This is a genomic window from Bradyrhizobium sp. U531, from assembly GCF_051710265.1.
GTDB lineage: Bacteria > Pseudomonadota > Alphaproteobacteria > Rhizobiales > Xanthobacteraceae > Bradyrhizobium.
Map to the genome: position 1 here is coordinate 1362937 of NZ_JASVEN010000001.1, position 17899 is coordinate 1380835.

At 66.1% G+C, this 17899-nt stretch carries 15 protein-coding genes; 5 read left to right on the forward strand and 10 right to left on the reverse strand.

Features of this window, described 5'->3' with window-relative positions; genetic code table 11:
- Window positions 1–65 precede the first annotated feature (65 nt).
- A complete protein-coding gene (gene queC / locus QRQ56_RS06730) occupies window positions 66–779 on the reverse strand; it encodes a 7-cyano-7-deazaguanine synthase QueC (RefSeq protein WP_438738566.1) in 714 nt (237 codons plus the stop codon).
- 144 nt (window positions 780–923) lie between these two features.
- Between queC and QRQ56_RS06735 the strand changes: the two genes are divergently transcribed.
- A complete protein-coding gene (locus tag QRQ56_RS06735) occupies window positions 924–1445 on the forward strand; it encodes a hypothetical protein (RefSeq protein ID WP_438738568.1) in 522 nt (173 codons plus the stop codon).
- 105 nt (window positions 1446–1550) lie between these two features.
- Window positions 1551–2405: a nucleoside triphosphate pyrophosphohydrolase gene (mazG, locus tag QRQ56_RS06740; protein WP_438738570.1), complete on the forward strand. Its 855-nt coding sequence runs from the start codon at window positions 1551–1553 to the stop codon at window positions 2403–2405.
- Between the two features lie 149 nt (window positions 2406–2554).
- On the opposite strand, the gene hflX is transcribed toward mazG, so the two are convergent.
- From hflX to dusB, 7 genes are all read right to left on the reverse strand, one after another.
- Window positions 2555–3955 carry a GTPase HflX gene (hflX, locus tag QRQ56_RS06745; protein ID WP_438738571.1) on the reverse strand — a complete coding sequence of 467 codons (1401 nt, stop codon included), beginning with the start codon at window positions 3953–3955 and terminating at the stop codon, window positions 2555–2557.
- Between the two features lie 11 nt (window positions 3956–3966).
- Entirely contained in the window at window positions 3967–4215 is a 249-nt protein-coding gene (gene hfq / locus QRQ56_RS06750; protein ID WP_007591126.1) for an RNA chaperone Hfq, read from the reverse strand.
- Between the two features lie 314 nt (window positions 4216–4529).
- Window positions 4530–5900 carry a nitrogen assimilation response regulator NtrX gene (gene ntrX / locus QRQ56_RS06755; RefSeq protein WP_438738573.1) on the reverse strand — a complete coding sequence of 457 codons (1371 nt, stop codon included), beginning with the start codon at window positions 5898–5900 and terminating at the stop codon, window positions 4530–4532.
- Between the two features lie 17 nt (window positions 5901–5917).
- Entirely contained in the window at window positions 5918–8320 is a 2403-nt protein-coding gene (locus QRQ56_RS06760; protein WP_438738575.1) for an ATP-binding protein, read from the reverse strand.
- A 531-nt stretch (window positions 8321–8851) separates the two neighbouring features.
- The gene (gene ntrC / locus QRQ56_RS06765) at window positions 8852–10294 is read right to left on the reverse strand and encodes a nitrogen regulation protein NR(I) (protein ID WP_008133472.1); all 1443 of its coding nucleotides are present in this window, start codon (window positions 10292–10294) and stop codon (window positions 8852–8854) included.
- Window positions 10295–10303: 9 nt separating this feature from the next.
- Entirely contained in the window at window positions 10304–11473 is a 1170-nt protein-coding gene (locus QRQ56_RS06770; protein WP_438738578.1) for a two-component system sensor histidine kinase NtrB, read from the reverse strand.
- A complete protein-coding gene (gene dusB, locus QRQ56_RS06775) occupies window positions 11470–12471 on the reverse strand; it encodes a tRNA dihydrouridine synthase DusB (protein WP_438738579.1) in 1002 nt (333 codons plus the stop codon). Before dusB ends, QRQ56_RS06770 begins: the two co-directional genes overlap by 4 nt.
- On the opposite strand from dusB, the gene QRQ56_RS06780 reads away from it, so the two are divergent.
- The 3 genes from QRQ56_RS06780 (at window position 12443) to QRQ56_RS06790 (ending at window position 14549) form a co-directional block, all read left to right on the forward strand.
- A complete protein-coding gene (locus QRQ56_RS06780) occupies window positions 12443–12691 on the forward strand; it encodes a hypothetical protein (protein WP_438740170.1) in 249 nt (82 codons plus the stop codon). The genes dusB and QRQ56_RS06780 overlap by 29 nt on opposite strands.
- A 61-nt stretch (window positions 12692–12752) precedes the next feature.
- On the forward strand, window positions 12753–13934 hold the full coding sequence (locus QRQ56_RS06785; protein ID WP_438738580.1) for a bifunctional 2-C-methyl-D-erythritol 4-phosphate cytidylyltransferase/2-C-methyl-D-erythritol 2,4-cyclodiphosphate synthase: 1182 nt from the start codon (window positions 12753–12755) through the stop codon (window positions 13932–13934).
- Between the two features lie 3 nt (window positions 13935–13937).
- A complete protein-coding gene (locus QRQ56_RS06790; RefSeq protein WP_438738582.1) occupies window positions 13938–14549 on the forward strand; it encodes a CinA family protein in 612 nt (203 codons plus the stop codon).
- 8 nt (window positions 14550–14557) lie between these two features.
- Here the strand turns inward: QRQ56_RS06790 and QRQ56_RS06795 are convergent, their stop codons facing one another.
- Window positions 14558–15376: a methyltransferase domain-containing protein gene (locus QRQ56_RS06795; protein ID WP_438738584.1), complete on the reverse strand. Its 819-nt coding sequence runs from the start codon at window positions 15374–15376 to the stop codon at window positions 14558–14560.
- Window positions 15377–15396: 20 nt separating this feature from the next.
- Complete coding sequence (locus QRQ56_RS06800; RefSeq protein ID WP_438738586.1) at window positions 15397–17715, reverse strand: TonB-dependent receptor family protein; 2319 nt, start codon at window positions 17713–17715, stop codon at window positions 15397–15399.
- Window positions 17716–17899 lie beyond the last annotated feature (184 nt).

Here is a 17899-nt window from a genome sequence, read left to right on the forward strand (position 1 = left end):
TCTGCAGCGCACCGCTGAAGGAGCGCTGCGCTGCGTCCGGGGCACGAGTGCCGAATGCGAGGCAGCTACCTTCCCGCCGCGAACTCCCGCCACCCCTTCGCCCGCAGGCTGCACGCCGGGCACTCGCCGCAGCCATAGCCCCAGTCATGCTGCGCGCCTCGCGTCCCGAGATAACAGGTGTGGGAGTGCTCGCGGATCAGATCGACCAGGCCCTCGCCGCCGAGATCCTGCGCCAGCTTCCACGTCGCGGCCTTGTCGATCCACATCAACGGCGTGTGCAGCTCGAACGGTCTGGCCATGCCGAGCGAGAGCGCGGCCTGCATGGCGCGGATGGTCTCGTCGCGGCAATCGGGATAGCCGGAATAGTCGGTCTCGCACATGCCGCCGACGATGTGGGTGATGCCGCGCCGGTAGGCCAGCGCTGCAGCGAAGGTCAGGAACACGAGGTTACGGCCGGGCACGAACGTATTCGGCAGCCCGTCGGCGCCCATCGCGATCGCGACATCGCGCGTCAGCGCGGTCTCGGACACCGCCGCCAGCGTCGGGATCGCCAGCGTATGGCTCTCGCCGAGCTTGGCCGCCCAATCCGCGCGCAGCGCCTTGACGTCGGCAAACAGGTGGTCGCGGCAATCGAGCTCGATGGCGTGGCGCTGGCCGTAGTCGAACCCCAGCGTCTCCACGCGCGCAAAGCGGCTCAGCGCCCAGGCGAGGCAGGTGGTAGAATCCTGGCCGCCGGAGAACAGCACCAGCGCGGTATGTGATGAAAATGCGTCGCTCATGGGCCTCAGGTAGTCCACTTCGCCGGCGCCATCAATGCAAGATCACTCGACCGCATCCATGTCTGTGCGCTGGATCATTTACCGTCACATACCCGCTCTGGTAGCGTAGCCACATTCATGCGTGATGGCTCGGAGGAATGCGACATGGGTTACTTTGAAGGGCTGACCAGCGGCAGTTTCAAGACCACCGAGGACGGGCGCCGGCTGTTCTTTCCATGGGGCGTTCTCGGCCGCGGCTACCTGGTTGGCTCAGAGGACGATTATGGGCGGCTCCGAAAGCAAGTGAAGGCCTATATGGTGGTTTCACTCCTGCTGATCATCGTCGCACCAAACCTCTTTCGAGGATACAATGTCGGCGTCTCCGTGGCTCTGACCGGCGCCTGCCTGGTGTTTTACCTTGCTTGGATGGGCATTCTGCTCCCTCGGCTGAACGCCGCGGACGAAGGGCTTTCCTTGAAGGAGAGCATGACGTCCCAGGCACGCGCGCACGGCCCGATCGTGCTCTGGCTCCTGACAATCGTGTCTTTGGTGCTCGTCGCCGGCGGACTCCTGATGTTCGTCGCCGAGCCGGGCAGCAGATTGGTTGCGCTCGCGCCGATCCTCTTTTTTGGATTTTGCGCGGCGATGTTCATCCGCATGCTGCTGCTTCGGCGGAGTTCGGTCTAGTCCCGCTCCAGCCGTTCGGTGGAAATCAGTCCGATTTCGACTTGTTCCGCTGGGATCAATGCCGGGCTTTTGGCATAAAGCCGGAAACGCGAACTCCGGTGCCCAATGACCCCTTCCCGCGACATTTCCCGCCTGATCGAAATCATGGCGGCGCTGCGCACGCCGGTGACCGGCTGCCCCTGGGACCTCGAGCAGGATTTTGCGACGATCGCGCCCTACACGATCGAGGAGGCCTATGAGGTCGTCGATGCGATCGACCGCGGCGACCTCGATGATCTCCGCGAGGAGCTTGGCGATCTGCTGCTTCAGGTCGTGTTCCACGCCCAGATGGCGTCGGAGCAGAATGCCTTCGCGTTCGGCGACGTCGTCGAGGCCATCACCCGAAAGATGATCCGGCGCCACCCCCACGTCTTCGCCGACAAGGACGGCAACCTCGCCTCCTCTCACGTCAAGGAAGTCTGGGACCGCATCAAGGCCGAGGAGAAGGCCGAGCGCGCCGCGCGCCGTCCGCCGGAGCAAGTGCCGGCGCACAAATCATTGCTGTCAGGCGTGAAAGCCGGCCAGCCCGCGCTGACGCGGGCGATGGAGTTGCAGCGCAAGGCCTCCACCGTCGGCTTCGACTGGAACGACCCGCGCGCGGTGTTGGCAAAGATCCGCGAGGAAGCCGACGAGATCGAAGCCGCGCTCGATCGTGGCGACAAGCGGGAGATCGCGGAGGAGACCGGCGATTTGATGTTCGCCCTCGTCAACCTCGCCCGCCACGTCGATGCCGATCCGGAAAGCGCGTTGCGCGCGACCAACGCGAAATTCGAGCGGCGCTTTGCCTATATCGAACGCGCGCTGGAGGCGCAGGGTCGCACGCTGGAGCAGGCTTCGCTCGCGGAGATGGATGCGCTGTGGAATGCGGCGAAGGGCGAAGGGAAACCAGCGTCAGAAGAACGCAAGAAAGCCGGCCGCTAACTCCGCTGTCATCCCTGCGAACGCAGGGACCCATAGCCACAGGCGGCAATTTGGCGAAGGCTCGAAGTCAAGGACGCGTCGGTACGTAGACCGCCATACGAAGATGGATCACGCGGTATGGGTCCCTGCGTTCGCAGGGACGACAGCCGTTATGTGATCGACAGACGCGGCACGGCGTCGAACCTGTTGACCACGATATCCCGCTTGGTCTCGTCCACCCGCACCGTCATGTCGAAGCGGCCGTCGTGCAGCTCTTTCGACAGCACCTCGGCATTGCGATGCAGCCAGGAGATGCCGGCGCCGTCGGCGGCGTCGATCGAGAGATCGAGCGTGGTGCGTTTTGCCGCCAGCCGTTCCTCGATCGCCGCAAGAAGTGCGTCGAGGCCCTCACCTGATACGGCCGAGACCAGCATCGCGGGATGATCCTCGGGCCTGCGCGCGGCGATGTTCAGGAGCTCTTCGCGCTGCTCGGAATCGTAGCGGTCGATCTTGTTCCAGACCTCGATGATGCGGCCTGAATCATCGGGGTTGATGCCGAGCTGGCGCAGCACGGCATCAACGTCGCCCTGCTGCGCCTCGGCGTCCTCATGCGAGATGTCGCGGACGTGCAGGATGACATCGGCTTCCAGCACCTCTTCCAGCGTGGCGCGGAAGGCCGCGACGAGCTGGGTCGGCAAATTGGAGATGAAGCCGACCGTGTCCGACAGCATCGCCTTGCCGCCATGCGGCAGGTTGAGGGCGCGCAAGGTCGGATCGAGTGTCGCGAAAAGCATATCCGCCGCCTGCACGTCGGCGCGGGTCAGGCGGTTGAACAGTGTCGACTTGCCGGCATTGGTGTAGCCAACCAGCGCCACGACGCGATACGGCACGCGCTGGCGGCCGGCCCGATGCAGCCGCCGCGTCGCCTGGACCTTCTTCAACTCGCTCTCGAGCTTGGTGATGCGCTCCTGGATCAGGCGGCGGTCGGCCTCGATCTGCGTCTCGCCGGGTCCGCCCATGAAGCCGAAGCCGCCGCGCTGGCGCTCCAGATGGGTCCACGATCGCACCAGGCGCGAACGCTGGTAGTTGAGATGGGCGAGCTCGACCTGGAGCGAGCCTTCCTTGGTCTTGGCGCGGCGGCCGAAGATTTCGAGGATGAGGCCTGTGCGATCGAGCACCTTCGCGTGCAATTCCTTCTCGAGATTGCGCTGCTGGATCGGGGCCAGCGCGCAATCCATCACCACGAGCTCGACGTCGAGACTCTTGGCGAGCGCGGCGATCTCCTCGACCTTGCCCTTGCCGATGTATGTCGCTGGCCTGATCTGGCTGATCGGCGCGATGATGGCGTCGGCGATGACGAGATCGATCGCGCGTGCGAGGCCCGCGGCTTCGTCCAGGCGGGCCTCGGCGTCGCGCTGAACATGGTTGGGAAGGGCATGGCTTTCCGGCTGCGCGTCAGCACCGCCGGCGCGCACGCGCAAATAGGGGCCGATGACAAGCACCCGCCCCGTCTGCTTAGCCCCAGCCGACCGCGGACGGTCGGCCTCCCCGTCGAAATTCCGGGGTTCCAATCAGATCACTCTCAAGCCGGCTGATCCTCGCCGCCTTCGAACAACTGGATCGGAGCACCAGGCATGATGGTCGAGATCGCATGCTTGTAGACAAGCTGCGAATGACCGTCGCGCCGAAGCAGCAAACAGAAATTGTCGAACCAGGTCACGATGCCCTGGAGCTTCACTCCGTTGACCAGAAAGATCGTCAGTGGCGTCTTGGTTTTGCGAACGTGATTAAGGAAGGTGTCCTGTAGGTTTTGTGCGCGGTCTGCCGCCATTGTTTTTTTCTCGCTTTGAGTTTCTTTTTATTGCGCCGGTTGCGGCCCTCTTTCTGAGGTTCGGGGCCTCTCCCGGTTGCCGTCCCTCATGAGATCCCCCTCGGAAGGAACAGCTGTGCGATTAGAAGACAGGTGGGCCTATTAGGCAAGCCGCTTCACGTCCCAGAGCGTGCCGCGACGGCCCGAAAAACTACGGAATTCGATGATTTTCCGCACCCGTCCCTCGAGACGGCGCCGCAACGTCACGGTGTTAGAGTCTTGTTTTGACGTCTCTTTCTCTGTGCCGACCAATCTTCGCGTCGCTCGAAGGTGGGCTAGCCGACGCCGAGCGCCTTCAGCTTTCGATGCAGCGCCGACCGTTCCATGCCAACGAACTCGGCTGTGCGAGAAATATTTCCTGAAAAACGGCTGATCTGTGCAATCAAATAGTCGCGCTCGAAAACTTCGCGGGCCTCGCGCAGCGGCAGGCCCATGATGTGCTCACCATTGTTGCTGGTCGGCATCGCCGGCACCATGGAACCAACGTCCTGCGGCAACATGTCGGCCGTGATGATGACCTCCGGACCGCCCGCGGCGAGAATCATGACCCTCTCAACGTTGTTGCGGAGCTGGCGCACATTGCCGGGCCAGACGTGCGATTGCAGCACCGCCATCGCGTCCTGCCCGATCTGCCGCTTCGGCAGGCCGCTACCGGCCGAGATCTGCTCCATGAAATAGTCGATCAATTCCGGAATGTCCTCGCGCCGTTCAGACAGCGCGGGCACGCGGATCGGCACCACCGAGAGCCGATGATAGAGGTCCTCGCGGAAATGTCCGGCCGCGATCTCCTCTTCGAGATTGCGCGCGGTGGACGAGATGATGCGGACGTCGACCTGCACTTTCGAGGTGCCGCCGACGCGCTGGAACGACTGCTCGACCAGCACGCGCAGGATCTTGTTCTGGGTCTCGCGCGGCATGTCCGCGATCTCGTCGATGAACAGCGTGCCGCCATGGGCTTCCTCGAGCGCGCCGGGCTTGCGCGCCTGCTCGCCGTTGGATTGCTCGATGCCGAACAGCTCGTGCTCCATGCGCTCGGGCGTGATCGCCGCGGCGTTGATGACGACGAACGGGCCGTCGGCGCGGCCCGAGGCCGTGTGCAGCGTGCGCGCGGTCAGCTCCTTGCCCGCGCCGGCGGGGCCGACGATCAGGATGCGGCTGTTGGCCTTGGCCGCACGCTCGATGGTCTGGCGCAGCTGGTTCATGCTGGGCGAGCGGCCGACGAGCTGGCTGGCGCTCGGCGCGAGCTGCTTCAGCTCCTTGACCTCGCGCTTGAGCCGCGAGTTCTCCAGCGCCCTGGTCGCGACCAGGATCAGGCGATCGGCCTTGAACGGCTTCTCGATGAAGTCGTAGGCGCCGCGCTTGATCGCGGCGACCGCGGTCTCGATGTTGCCGTGGCCGGAGATCATCACCACCGGCAGGTCGGCGTTGTCCTTCTTGACCTGCTCCAAGAGCTGCAAGCCGTCGAGCTTGGAGCCCTGCAGCCAGATGTCGAGGAACACCAGATGCGGCCGCCGGTTGGCGATTTCAGCCAGCGCGGAGTCGCTGTCGCGCGCGGTGCGCGTGACAAAACCCTCGTCCTCGAGAATGCCTGCGACGAGATCGCGAATATCGGCCTCGTCGTCGACAATCAGAATTTCACTTGCCATGGGTCGCGCCTGTCTTGTCAGCTGCTTGTTGAGGCTTCGATTTTCGTTGAATCATTGGTCTTTTCAGCGGCCTCTTTGGTTTCGGCCGCCGGCTCTTTTGTTTCCTGCGCCGCGTCTTTCGCCGGCTCCGCCGCAGGCTCCCTGGCGCCGTCCTTCGCCGCGGGTGCCGGCTCAGCGCCTTCGGACTTGGCGGGTTGTCCGGAGACGGCAAAGCGCATGCGCATCCAGGCACCGCGCTGGCCCTCGCGGAAGTCGGAAGCATCCTTCAGCTCGATACGGCCGCCATGGTCTTCGAGAACGCGGCCGACGATCGCAAGGCCAAGGCCCGTGCCCTTGGCCCGCGTCGTCACATAGGGTTCGAGCAGCCGCGAGCGCGCGACCTTGGGCAGGCCGATGCCGTTGTCGATCACGTCGATCAGGACGTCCTCGCCCTCGCACGACACGACCACGTCGATGCGCCCCTTGCCGCCGTTCTTGCCGAGCTCCTCCGGCGGTACCTGCTCGATCGCCTCGGTGGCGTTCTTGACGATGTTGGTGACTGCCTGGGAGATCAGCCGCCGGTCGAACTGGGCGCGGAGCGGATCCTGCTTGAACTCGGCCTCGATATCGATCTCGGGATGGGCGACCTTCATCAGGAACACCGCCTGCCGCACCGTGTCGACGACGTCCTCGCCTTCCATCACGGGCTTGGGCATCCGGGCAAAGCGCGAGAACTCGTCGACCATGCGCCTGATGTCGTCGACCTGGCGCACGATGGTGTCGGTGCACTGCTCGAAGATCTGCTTGTCCTTGGGCTCGGTGATGTCCTTGCCGAACTTGCGGCGGATGCGTTCGGCCGAGAGCTGGATCGGCGTCAGCGGGTTCTTGATCTCATGGGCGATGCGGCGCGCGACGTCGCCCCAGGCCGAGGTGCGCTGCGCCGAGACAAGCTCGGTGATGTCGTCGAGCGTGATGATGTAGCTGTCATGCGGCTGGTTCTTTTCGGCGCTGACTCGGACCGAAAGATTGCGCTCGGTGCCGTCGCGGGTGATCGTGATCTGGCCCTGCACCAGCCGCTGGGTCCCTTCCCGCGCCGCCTTCATCATCTCGTCGAGCTCGGGCAGCACGTCGGAGAGCGGATGGCCGAGCGTCTCGGATTCGGCATGCCCGATCAGCTTCTCGGCGGAGCGGTTCAGGATGCCGACGCTGCCGGAGGTATCGACGCCGATGATGCCGGCGCTCGCGCTGGACAGCACGGCCTCGATGAAGCGGCGGCGGCTGTCGATCAGGTCGCTGGCGTTGACGAGCTCGTCGCGCTGGCTGCGCAATTCCTGCGTCATCTTGTTGAAGGTCTCGCCTAACTGGGCGAGATCGCCCTCCGACTGGTGCACGGGCACCTGGACATGGAGGTCGCCGGTCGAGACCGTGTGGGCCGCGTTCATCAGCCGCCGGATCGGCGAGACCAACGAGTTGGCGAAGTTGAGGCCGAGCAGCACCGAGGCCATCAGGATGGTCAGCGCGATCACCGCGAACATCAGCGCGAAGGCGACCTGGATGCCGAGCCGGCGCGACTCGATCTGGGCGTATTCGGCGACGCTGACCTCGGTCTGCTTGAGCTGGTTGACGACGTTGGGATCAAGCGGCCGGGCGACATAGAGGAAGGTGTCGTTGAAGGCGCGCAGGCGGATCACCGCGGCGACGAAAGCCGCGTCCGGCAGCACCGCGATCTCGGGCTCGTTCTCGTTGACGTTGCTGAGGAAGTCGGGCGCCGGCGGCGAATAAGCGAGCCGCATGCCGGTGTCGGCGGATTCCAGGATGTTGGTGTTCTTGTCGATGATCATCGCGCCCGGCAAATTGCGCGAGCCGGCGCTGGCGGTCAGCACCTCGCGGAACGAGCGGCGGTCCTGGTCGTAGAGCGGCCGGGCGTGGGCGATGTCGTTGGCCATGCCGAGAATGTCGCCGCGGATCAGCTGCGCATGGTCCTGCATGTAGGCCCGCGCGATCGTCAGCGAGTTCTGGATCACTTCCTTGGTCGGCCCGGAGAACAACCGGTCGAGGCCGCGCTCGATGGTGACGTTGGCGACGACGGCGACCAGCACCGCCGGCAGCACCGCCACGATCGAGAACAGGCTGACGATCTGGACATGGAGGCGCGCCGCCGCCCTGCCCCGCCGCCGCGCCAGGATCAGCTGCCAGAGCTCGCGGATGATGATGCCGACCAGCAGCAGGATCGTCGCCGCGTTGATCAGGTAGAACGAGCGGACCACCTGGGGCGTCGGCTCGATGTTGGTGAGGCCGGTCAGGACCAGGAAGGTCAGGAGGGCCGAGAGCAGCGCCAATGCCACGGCAAAGGGCGCCAGCCAGCGCCGTGCCGACCAACGCCGGGGCTCTTCTGCTGGGGCCGTGTCAAAGTGTGCGGCCGAGGTGTCTGCGCTGGTCATTCCGGCAATGGTGGATGCTGAAAACGGGTCCGCGATGGGCGGATACTGATGTATTCGTACCACATTGTTGCCGAATTGCGACAATTCCGCGGCGTCCTCGACGTGGCGGAGCAGCGCATCCACAGGGCAATGGCTCGCTCATCAGCGGGAACGGAATCAGGCCATTCCGGCTTGACCCGGCATGGACAGGATATTTCTCGCGATAATGGCTTCCGCCGTGCTGCTGCTGATCGTGGCCTCTGACCTCCTGGTCAACGGCCCGGGTCTCTTGGTCAACGGCCCGGGTCTGCAGGAGCGAGCTGAGCTGGCCATGTTGCCGACGCAGGCTCGCCTGGTCAGATAGGCGCGGCACTGAGTCCTGCGGCGAAATGCCGAAATCGTCCCCCTTCAGCGGAACATTTGGTCGAATCCGGACTTCTGCTCACCGCGTCAGCCACACAGGCCAGCGCGATCCGGACAGGCTCAGCTCCGCTTGGTAGGGGGAGCTGAGCCACTCCGTGCAAAGGCGTTTGGCGTAGGTCGCGCGCGAAGCTAGCCCCCGCTCCGATACACCTGGATGTCGAGATCCCGGATCTTCTTCCGCAGCGTGTTGCGGTTGAGGCCGAGCAGGTCCGCGGCGCGGATCTGGTTGCCGCGGGTGGCGGCGAGCGCGGCCGTGAGCAGCGGAACTTCGATCTCCTTGAGGATGCGGTGATAGAGGCCCGGCGGCGGCACGCCGTTCGGGAAGCCCTGGAAGTGCGAGGACAGATACGCCTCCACCGCCCCGCCGAGATTGTCGACGCCCTGCTGGACCGCGGCGCCCGGACTGACCGTCGGCGGCGCCAGCTCGCCGTCGATGACGGAGCCGGTGATCACATCCTGCGGATAGAGCGCGGCAAGACGACGTGCGAGGTTTTCGAGCTCGCGCACGTTGCCGGGCCAGCGGTGCTGCTTCATCCGTTCCAGCGCCAGCGTGTCGAGCTTCTTCGGCGGCAGGCCGTCCTTCTCCGCCAGCGTGAAGAAATGCCGCACCAGATCCGGCAGGTCCTCGATGCGCTCGCGCAAGGGCGGCAGGCGCAGCGGCACGACGTTGAGGCGGAAGAACAGATCTTCGCGGAACAGGCCCTGCTGGATCAGGACGCGCAGATCCTTGTTGGAGGCCGCAACGATGCGCACGTCGGTCTTGATCGGCGTGCGGCCGCCGACGGTGGTGTATTCGCCCTGCTGCAGCACGCGCAGCAGGCGGGTCTGTGCCTCCATCGGCATGTCGCCGATTTCGTCGAGGAACAGCGTGCCGCCTTCGGCCTGCTCGAACCGGCCGGAGGCGCGGGTGTTGGCGCCGGTGAAGGCGCCGCGCTCGTGGCCGAACAGCTCGGACTCGATGAGGTCGCGCGGGATCGCCGCCATGTTGACCGCGACGAACGGGCCGTTGCGGCGCTTGCCGTAATCGTGCAGCGCGCGCGCCACCAGCTCCTTGCCGGTGCCGGACTCGCCCGTGATCATCACGGTGAGGTCGGTCTGCATCAGGCGCGCCAGCACGCGGTAGATTTCCTGCATCGCCGGCGAGCGGCCGACCAGCGGGATCGCCTCCATCTCGGCGTCCTCGTCCGGCGTCGAGACCCGCTCCTTGGGCTCGGCCAGCGCGCGGCCGACGATGGCGATCAGCTCCTTCAGGTCGAAGGGCTTTGGCAGATATTCATAGGCGCCGCGCTCGGAGGCGCGGATCGCCGTCATGAAGGTGTTCTGCGCGCTCATGACGATGACGGGCAGATTGGGCCGCATCTTCTTGATCCGCGGCAAAAGGTCGAAGGCGTTCTCGTCCGGCATCACCACGTCGGTGATGACGAGATCGCCCTCGCCTTGGCTGACCCAGCGCCATAGCGTTGCGGCATTACCGGTCAGCCGCACTTCGTAGCCGGCGCGGGACAGTGCCTGGTTGAGAACAGTGCGGATGGCGGTATCGTCATCGGCTACGAGAATGCTACCTGCGGGCATCGTAAATCCTCATTTCGCCCCCTGTGACGCAGGCGACGGCTTCCCGGCAGAGTCGGCGCGACTGCTTTGATCGGCATGTTTCGCCGATGTGGAATACATCGGCATCAGCACGCGAAAGGTGGTTTTGCGCGGCTGAGATTCGCATTCGATGATGCCCCCGTGATCGCCGACGATCTTGGCGACCAATGCAAGACCCAGGCCCGAGCCGGTTTGCTTGGTGGTCACGAAGGGATCGAACAGGTTGGGCAGAAGATCGTCCGGCACGCCTGGTCCGTTGTCTTTCACGCAGAACTCGAGCGGCAACGATACCCGGGATTTTTGACCGGGGACTGACAGTCGCACGCCGGGGCGGAACGCGGTGGTGAGCTGGATCTCGGCGTCGGGGACGTCGATCAGGGCTTCGGCGGCGTTCTTCACGAGGTTGAGGAACACCTGGATCAGCTGGTCCTGGTTCGCCAGCACCGGCGGCAGCGAGGGATCGTAATCCTCGACGAAGCGGATGTTGCGGGCAAAGCCCGACTGCGCCAGCCGCTTCACGTGGTCGAGCACGGAATGGATGTTGACGGGGCCGCGCACCACGGGGCGCTCGTCGCCGAACACCTCCATGCGGTCGACCAGCGTCACGATGCGGTCGGCCTCGTCGCAGATCAGGCGCGTCAGCATGCGGTCTTCGGACGAGGCCTGCTGCTCCAGAAGCTGCGCCGCGCCGCGGATGCCGGAGAGCGGGTTCTTGATCTCGTGCGCCAGCATCGCGGCCAGCGCGATCACCGAGCGCGCCGCGCTGCGATGGGTAAGCTGGCGGTCCATCTTGTCGGCGATGGAGCGCTCCTGCAGCATCACGACGATATGGCCGGGCCGCTCGGTGAGCGGGGCGACGTGCAAATCCACCTGGCGGTCGCCGCCCATGCGCGGCGTGCCGAGATCGACCTTGTATTCGTTGACCGGCGAGTTCGACGAGCGCACCTGGTCGATCAGCGCCAGCAGCGGGCTGCCGAACGGCACCAGCTCTTTCAGCGATTGCCGCTTGAGGAACTGGGTCGAGATGTCGAAGAAGGCTTCGGTTGCGATGTTGGCGGCGACGATCTTGCCGTCCGGCCCGATCATCAGCACGGGATTGGGCAAGGCATCCAGGATGGCATCGCTGTCGGCGGGCTGGCGATGGTCTGCGGCTGAGCTCATGCAGCAGCACTCCATGCGAAGTCGTCGAAGGCATCCTGCAGCGACTGGCGGACGAGGCGCGGATCTTCCGAGGTGAGGATCTTCTGGCGCCACCCCTTCAGCGTCTCGACCGAAGCGCCGCTCGTTTCTGCCGCGACGTCGAGCGCCCAGCCGAGATGCTTGCGGGCATGCTTGAGGCCGACGCGCAGACCATAGAGATCGCAGACGCCTTCATAGAGCGTCTGGACGTAATGCAGCTGGGTCTGAAGCGAGGGCCTCGCCTCCTCGGCCCCGCCGGCCAGACGGCGACCGATCTGGCCGGGCAGCCAGGGCTGGCCGTTCGCGCCGCGGCCGATCATCACGGCATCGGCGCCGGAGGCCTCGAGCGCCGCGACCGCCTTCTCGAAGGACGTGATATCGCCGTTGACGACGAGCGGAAGCGAGATCGCCTCGCGCACGGCGCGGATCGCATCCCAATCGGCCTCGCCCTTGTAGAACTGGCTGCGGGTGCGGCCGTGGACCGTGACCAGCTTGACGCCGGCGGCTTCCGCCCGCTGCGCCAGCTCCGGCGCGTTCCGCGTGCGATCGTCCCAGCCGAGCCGCATCTTCAAGGTCACGGGAACCTTCACCGCCGCGATGGTCGCGTCGATCAGGCTGACGGCATGGTCGAGGTCGCGCATCAAGGCGGAGCCGGACTGGCCGCCGGTGACGTGGCGGGCCGGACAGCCCATGTTGATGTCGATGATATCGGCGCCCTCGCCCTCGGCGATCCGGGCGCCTTCGGCCATCCAATGGGCCTCGCAGCCGGCGAGCTGGACCACGTGGGGGCCGACGCCCGTGGCTTCGCAGCGCAACCGGGACATCCGATGGCCGTTGGCGAGCTCATCGCTGGCGGTCATTTCGGAGACGACCAGACCCGCCCCAAGCTCCGCGGCCAGCCTGCGGACAGGCGAGTCCGTCACCCCCGACATCGGTGCCAGGAAGACCGGATTGGCGACATCAATATCGCCTATTTTCAACGGCTTAGAGCCGGATACTGCCGAGCCGGTCACAGGGGTCTCGTTGACTGCGCAGGGCCTCATCGCGCCTGCCATGACCTATCTTGCGCACAATTCTTGTGCAGTCAAGCGCCATGCCTACAGTTTAGACAAGTCTGCAAATCTTTCAAGTGCAGTGCAGCAAAATGCTGTTTCCAACAATCCGGGGAAACCCCCTTTTTTTGCGGGCCTGCCGTGCTAGAGGCATGCGGCAATTACCCCATTCCCCCGACTCTCCATCACCAACTGAGTATTTGAGTCCTATGGCGAAATCACAGCGCACCGCGGTCGTCCTCGTCGCAGCCGGTCGGGGCTTGCGCGCCGGCGCCGGCGGGCCGAAGCAATATCGCGAGATCGGCGGCGTGCCCGTGATCTACCGCGCCATGGAAGCCTTCAGCCGTCACGCCGAGGTGTTTGCGGTGCAGCCCGTCGTGAACCCCGATGACAGCGCCATGTTCACGGCGGCGGTCGCGGGATTGAAGCACGAGCCGCCGACCAATGGCGGCGCCACCCGTCAGGCATCCGTGCTCGCCGGGCTTGAAGCGCTGGCTAGGCACAAGCCCGACATCGTGCTGATCCACGACGCCGCCCGGCCCTTCGTCTCCGCCGGGGTGATCTCGCGCGCGATCGAGGCGGCGAGCCGCACCGGCGCCGCCCTCCCCGTCGTTCCCGTCACCGACACCATCAAGGTCACCGGCGCGAGCGGCGATGTCGAGGACACGCCGGACCGGGCGCGGTTGCGAATCGCGCAAACGCCGCAATCGTTTCGTTTCGACGTCATCCTCGAGGCGCATCGTCGCGCGGCGAAGGACGGGCGCTCTGATTTCACCGACGATGCCGCGATTGCCGAATGGGCGGGATTGACGGTCGCAACCTTTGAAGGCGATGTTGCCAACATGAAGCTCACCACTCCCGAGGATTTCGTGCGCGAGGAAGCGCGCCTGGCCGCCCAGCTTGGCGACATCAGGACAGGCACCGGCTACGACGTTCACGCGTTCGGCCCGGGCGACCACGTCATGCTGTGCGGCGTGCGCGTGCCGCACACCAAGGGCTTCCTCGCCCATTCCGACGGCGATGTCGGCCTGCATGCGCTGGTCGACGCCATCCTCGGCGCGCTCGCCGACGGCGACATCGGCTCGCACTTCCCGCCGAGCGACGCGAAGTGGAAGGGCGCCTCCTCCGACCAGTTCCTGAGATACGCCATCGAGCGCGTCACGGCGCGCGGCGGGCGCATCGCCAATCTCGAGGTCACCATGATCTGCGAGCGGCCGAAGATCGGCCCGTTGCGCGACACCATGCGTGCGAGCATCGCCGAGATATCCGGCGTCGACATCTCGCGCATCGCGGTGAAGGCGACCACCAGCGAGCGGCTCGGCTTCACCGGCCGCGAGGAAGGCATCGCGGCCACCGCGAGCGCCACCATCCGTCTGCCCTGGAGCGTGTAAGCCATGGGCGGCAGCGACGCACGCGCCCTCTCCCGCTCGCTGCTCGATTTGTGCCGGATGCGCAAGCTGACGATCGCGACGGCTGAGTCCTGCACCGGCGGCCTCGTCGCCGGCGCATTGACCGACATCCCCGGCTCCTCCGACGTGATCGACCGCGGCTTCGTCACCTATTCCAACGACGCCAAGCGCGCGATGCTCGGCGTCGAGGCCGGCACGCTCGCCAATTTCGGCGCGGTCAGCAAGGAAACCGCAATCGCCATGGCGGTCGGCGCGCTGGAGCGGGCCGGCGTCGATCTTGCGGTTGCCATCACCGGCATCGCCGGCCCCGGCGGGGCGACGCCCGGCAAGCCGGTCGGTCTCGTGCACTTCGCCGCCGCGGCGCGCGATGGCCGCATCATCCACCGCGAGCACCGCTTCGGCGCGATCGGCCGCACCGCTGTGCGCCAGCGCTCCGTGGTCGAGGCGCTGCGCATGCTGATGGATCTGGCCCGCGGTCCGCAGGCCCAGGCCAAGCCGCGGCGCGCCGCCGCGGCCACCCGCCTGCGTCCCCGCGTCACGCGCTCGCCGCGCCGGCATGTGGCCAAGCGCCGGACGCCGCGGTCGCCGCGCGGCTGATCACCCGCCTACGGCTTGCGCGCAACTACGCGGATCGCCGCCAGATTGGCGCGATGCTGCTCGAACACCCGGCGCATCCCCAGCACCCGCCGCCGCGCTGCCCGGTCGAGCAGCAGATTCCTGGCGAGCCGCAAGGCGCCGATCAGGCCCTCGTCCTGCACGAGGCGCCGCGGCCGCAGCAGATGCATCGGCGCGAATTCAACCGCCTCGATCTCGAAGCCGACACTCTCCAGCAGTCCCCTCCAGCCTTCGCCGGACAACGGGCGCGCGCCGACATGGATCGCTCCGGAGAGCGCGCGATCGATCTCCTGCCTTTGGCCGAACGGCATGTTGTCGGGTGTGACGGCGAGCTCGTGGATGCCGTAACGCCCGCCCGGGCGAAGCAGCCGGAACGCCTCGGCCGCGATGCGGCGCTTCTGCTCCTGGGTCTGCATGCTCAGCATCGCCTCGCCGATCACGACCGACGCAAAGCCTGCCGGCAGGGTCGTCTGATCGGCCGTCCCGACGACGACCGCGATATGCCCCTTTGCAGGGAGCTGCCGGCTCGTCCACGCCGCGGCCTGCGCATCGCGCTCGACGCCGACATAGCGCCGCGGGCCTCGCTCCAGGATCATGCGTGCGGTGACGCCGAGCCCGGGTGCGAACTCGACGACATCATCTTCCGCTCCGATCACCAGCCCATGCAGCAGCGCGCGCGTCAGCCCAAGTCCGCCGGGACGGAGCACGCGCTTGCCGAGCCGGGCCAGCAGCCAGTGGCCCGGCATCTTCGCAACGTCGAGATCGCAGCCCGGCAGCTCGGCCGGCGGCATCGTGTGGTCCGCAATCATGGCAGTCTCCTTTTTGCAAGTTAGAACCGCGCGCGGATGCCGCCGTAATAGCCGCGTCCGTCGCCGGGGATGAATGCGGCCTGGTCGGGCCGCGCCTGATCGACGATCAGGGTTGATGCGGCATAGGTCGCGTTGAACAGGTTGGTGATCTCGCCGAACACCGAGAAGCGATCGCTGATCCGGTATTCGGTGCGCAAATCGGCGACGACGAAGGGATCGGCGAACAGCGTGTTCATGTTGTCGACTGGCATGTGGCCCGGGCTCCAGCGCACCACGCCTTCGAGCTTCCAGGCATCGGTCGCCTGATATTGCAGGACCGCGTTGACGAGATGAGGCGGCGCGCCGGCGAGATGGTTGTTGCCGCGCAGCGGATCATTATCGAAGCGGAAGTCCTGATAGGTATAGGCGATGCGGCCGGTCAGCCGCTCCGTCAGCCTGACGCCGACACCAAGCTCGACGCCGAAATGCGTGGTGCGGTCGGCATTGAACGCCGCCATCAACGCGCCGGTGGAGTCGCGCAGGCTCAACAGCTCGTTGTCGACCCAGGAATAATAGCTGACCGCGTCCCACGATAGGATACCGGCACGGCCGCGCCAGCCGCCTTCGACCGTGGTGGCGGTCTGGGCCTTCAGATCGGGCGTTGCGAACACCGCGGCGACGAGCGCCGGATTGCCCGGCGTCGGCCGGCCGGCGCTGCTGTTCGGCGTGCCGTTGACGGTCGCGAGCAGATCGTCATGCGACGGCGGCTCGAAGCTGCGGCTGACCGCGGCAAAGATGGTCTGTCCGGTCACGGGCCGGAAGGTCACGCCGAGGCTCGGGCTCCACGCCGAATAGCTGCGCGCATAGCTTGAGCTCTGCGTCGGCACGGCGCCGTTCGGCAGCAGCGCGGTCGGGTTGGCCGGATTGTAGGCGATCGTCGGCCGCGTCGCGTTCCGATAGAGGTCGTCATTGTCGCGCGTGGCATAGCCATAGGCGATCGACGGCGACACGGTGATCCGGTCCCAGACCGGCAGATTGACGCCGGTATGCAGCGCGAGCGTGGTCGCATCGAGCCGGCTCTCGCCGAACTTGGCCCCGGTCTGCCCAGCCTGGTTGATGAAGTTCTCCCGATCCGCCGATCCCACCGAATATTGCGCCGTGGTTTCCACCAGCGGCAACGCGGCCGCGCTGTCGGGCTTGTAGGCGTAGCGGAACACGCCGGTCGCATCGTCGCCCCGTGTGGCACGGATGCCCGAGGAGATCGGGAAGCGGAACATGTCGTCGGTGTGGGTGTAGCCGAGCGCGACGTCGAACAGATGCGCGTCGAACGTCGCCGTTGTCCGCGAGCCCGCCACGAACTGGTCGGCCTCCCTGCGCGGCCTGTCGCGCACGACGTTCGGGCCCGGATTGATCGAGGTGGACGGCGGGATGAAGGTCGGGCCGGCGAACACCTGCCGCGGATTGGCCTCCATCGCGCTCTTGGTCAGCGGTCCCGCGACGTCGAAGCCGAGATCGGTGTAGCCGATGAAGAAACGCGTGCTGACATTCTCGGACAGCACGGCGCCGATATTGGCGTTGAAGCTGCTGCGCTCGGAGCTGTTGTAGTCGCGAAAGCCGTCGCGGCGGCTGAAATCGGCCTGCACCAGCGCGTCGACATTGTCCTTCCTGCCGCCGGTCTGCGCGCTCGCATTGATCTGGCCGAAGCTGCCGCCGCTCACTGCGACTTGCGTGCCCGGTGAAGACGATCCCGTCGGCGACACGAAATTCAGCGCGCCGCCGAGCACGGTGGCGCCGAGGCGGTTTGCCATGTAGCCGCGATAGACCTCGATCGCCTCCGCCTGCTGCGGATTGGCGAAGCCGACGATGTAGGAGCCGTCGGCACGGTTGATCGGCAAACCGTTCTGCAGCACCAGCAGCCCGCGCTCGACCGGATTTTGCTGCAGGCCGGAGCCGCGGATCTGGATGCGCGGCTGGTCGTTGCCGCCGAAGAAATTCTGCACCACCACCCCGGGCACGCCGCTGAGCGCGCGCGACACGGTCGGGTTGCCGGTGGGCGCGAGATCCTCGCGCCTGACCAGCGCGACGCCACCCGCAAGCGCCTCGAAGCGCTCCTGCACCGACGCAGCCGGGGCAACAGGCACTGCCGTCGCTTCGCCGGAACTCTCACCGCTGCGGCCCAGCGGCTTGGAGGCCCGGCGCCGTGCCGCAACCCGCTCGCGCGACACCGTGACGGGCTTTGCCGCGCTTTTTGGCGCATCGACCACCACGGGATCGAGCTGGACCGCGGCGCCCGGGCTTGCCGACTGCGCGAGACAGGCTTCGCCCGCGAGCGCCGGCAGCAACAGCACCGACGCCGTCAACGACAGTCGCCTGGTGCCCTGAATTTTGTTTCGTAACCGCCCTCGCCCCGCTGGAAGGTTCTTGTTCTGATATCCCACTGCAGCCCCATTCTTCTTGCGGCCCTTACGCCTCTGGAGCGTGGGCCGATGTCCGCGCGACGGTGCATGCCGTCGCGATCGGCCGCGAAGCTCGCCGCTAGAACCT

Excerpts from the sequence above, each read along its gene's own strand:
- mazG (WP_438738570.1), top strand. The coding sequence starts at position 1,551 with ATGACCCCTTCCCGCGACATTTCCCGCCTGATCGAAATCATGGCGGCG.
- hfq (WP_007591126.1), bottom strand. The coding sequence starts at position 4,215 with ATGGCGGCAGACCGCGCACAAAACCTACAGGACACCTTCCTTAATCAC.
- ntrC (WP_008133472.1), bottom strand. The coding sequence starts at position 10,294 with ATGCCCGCAGGTAGCATTCTCGTAGCCGATGACGATACCGCCATCCGC.
- QRQ56_RS06735 (WP_438738568.1), top strand. The coding sequence starts at position 924 with ATGGGTTACTTTGAAGGGCTGACCAGCGGCAGTTTCAAGACCACCGAG.
- queC (WP_438738566.1), bottom strand. The coding sequence starts at position 779 with ATGAGCGACGCATTTTCATCACATACCGCGCTGGTGCTGTTCTCCGGC.
- ntrX (WP_438738573.1), bottom strand. The coding sequence starts at position 5,900 with ATGGCAAGTGAAATTCTGATTGTCGACGACGAGGCCGATATTCGCGAT.
- QRQ56_RS06785 (WP_438738580.1), top strand. The coding sequence starts at position 12,753 with ATGGCGAAATCACAGCGCACCGCGGTCGTCCTCGTCGCAGCCGGTCGG.
- QRQ56_RS06770 (WP_438738578.1), bottom strand. The coding sequence starts at position 11,473 with ATGAGCTCAGCCGCAGACCATCGCCAGCCCGCCGACAGCGATGCCATC.
- QRQ56_RS06760 (WP_438738575.1), bottom strand. The coding sequence starts at position 8,320 with ATGACCAGCGCAGACACCTCGGCCGCACACTTTGACACGGCCCCAGCA.
- QRQ56_RS06790 (WP_438738582.1), top strand. The coding sequence starts at position 13,938 with ATGGGCGGCAGCGACGCACGCGCCCTCTCCCGCTCGCTGCTCGATTTG.
- QRQ56_RS06795 (WP_438738584.1), bottom strand. The coding sequence starts at position 15,376 with ATGATTGCGGACCACACGATGCCGCCGGCCGAGCTGCCGGGCTGCGAT.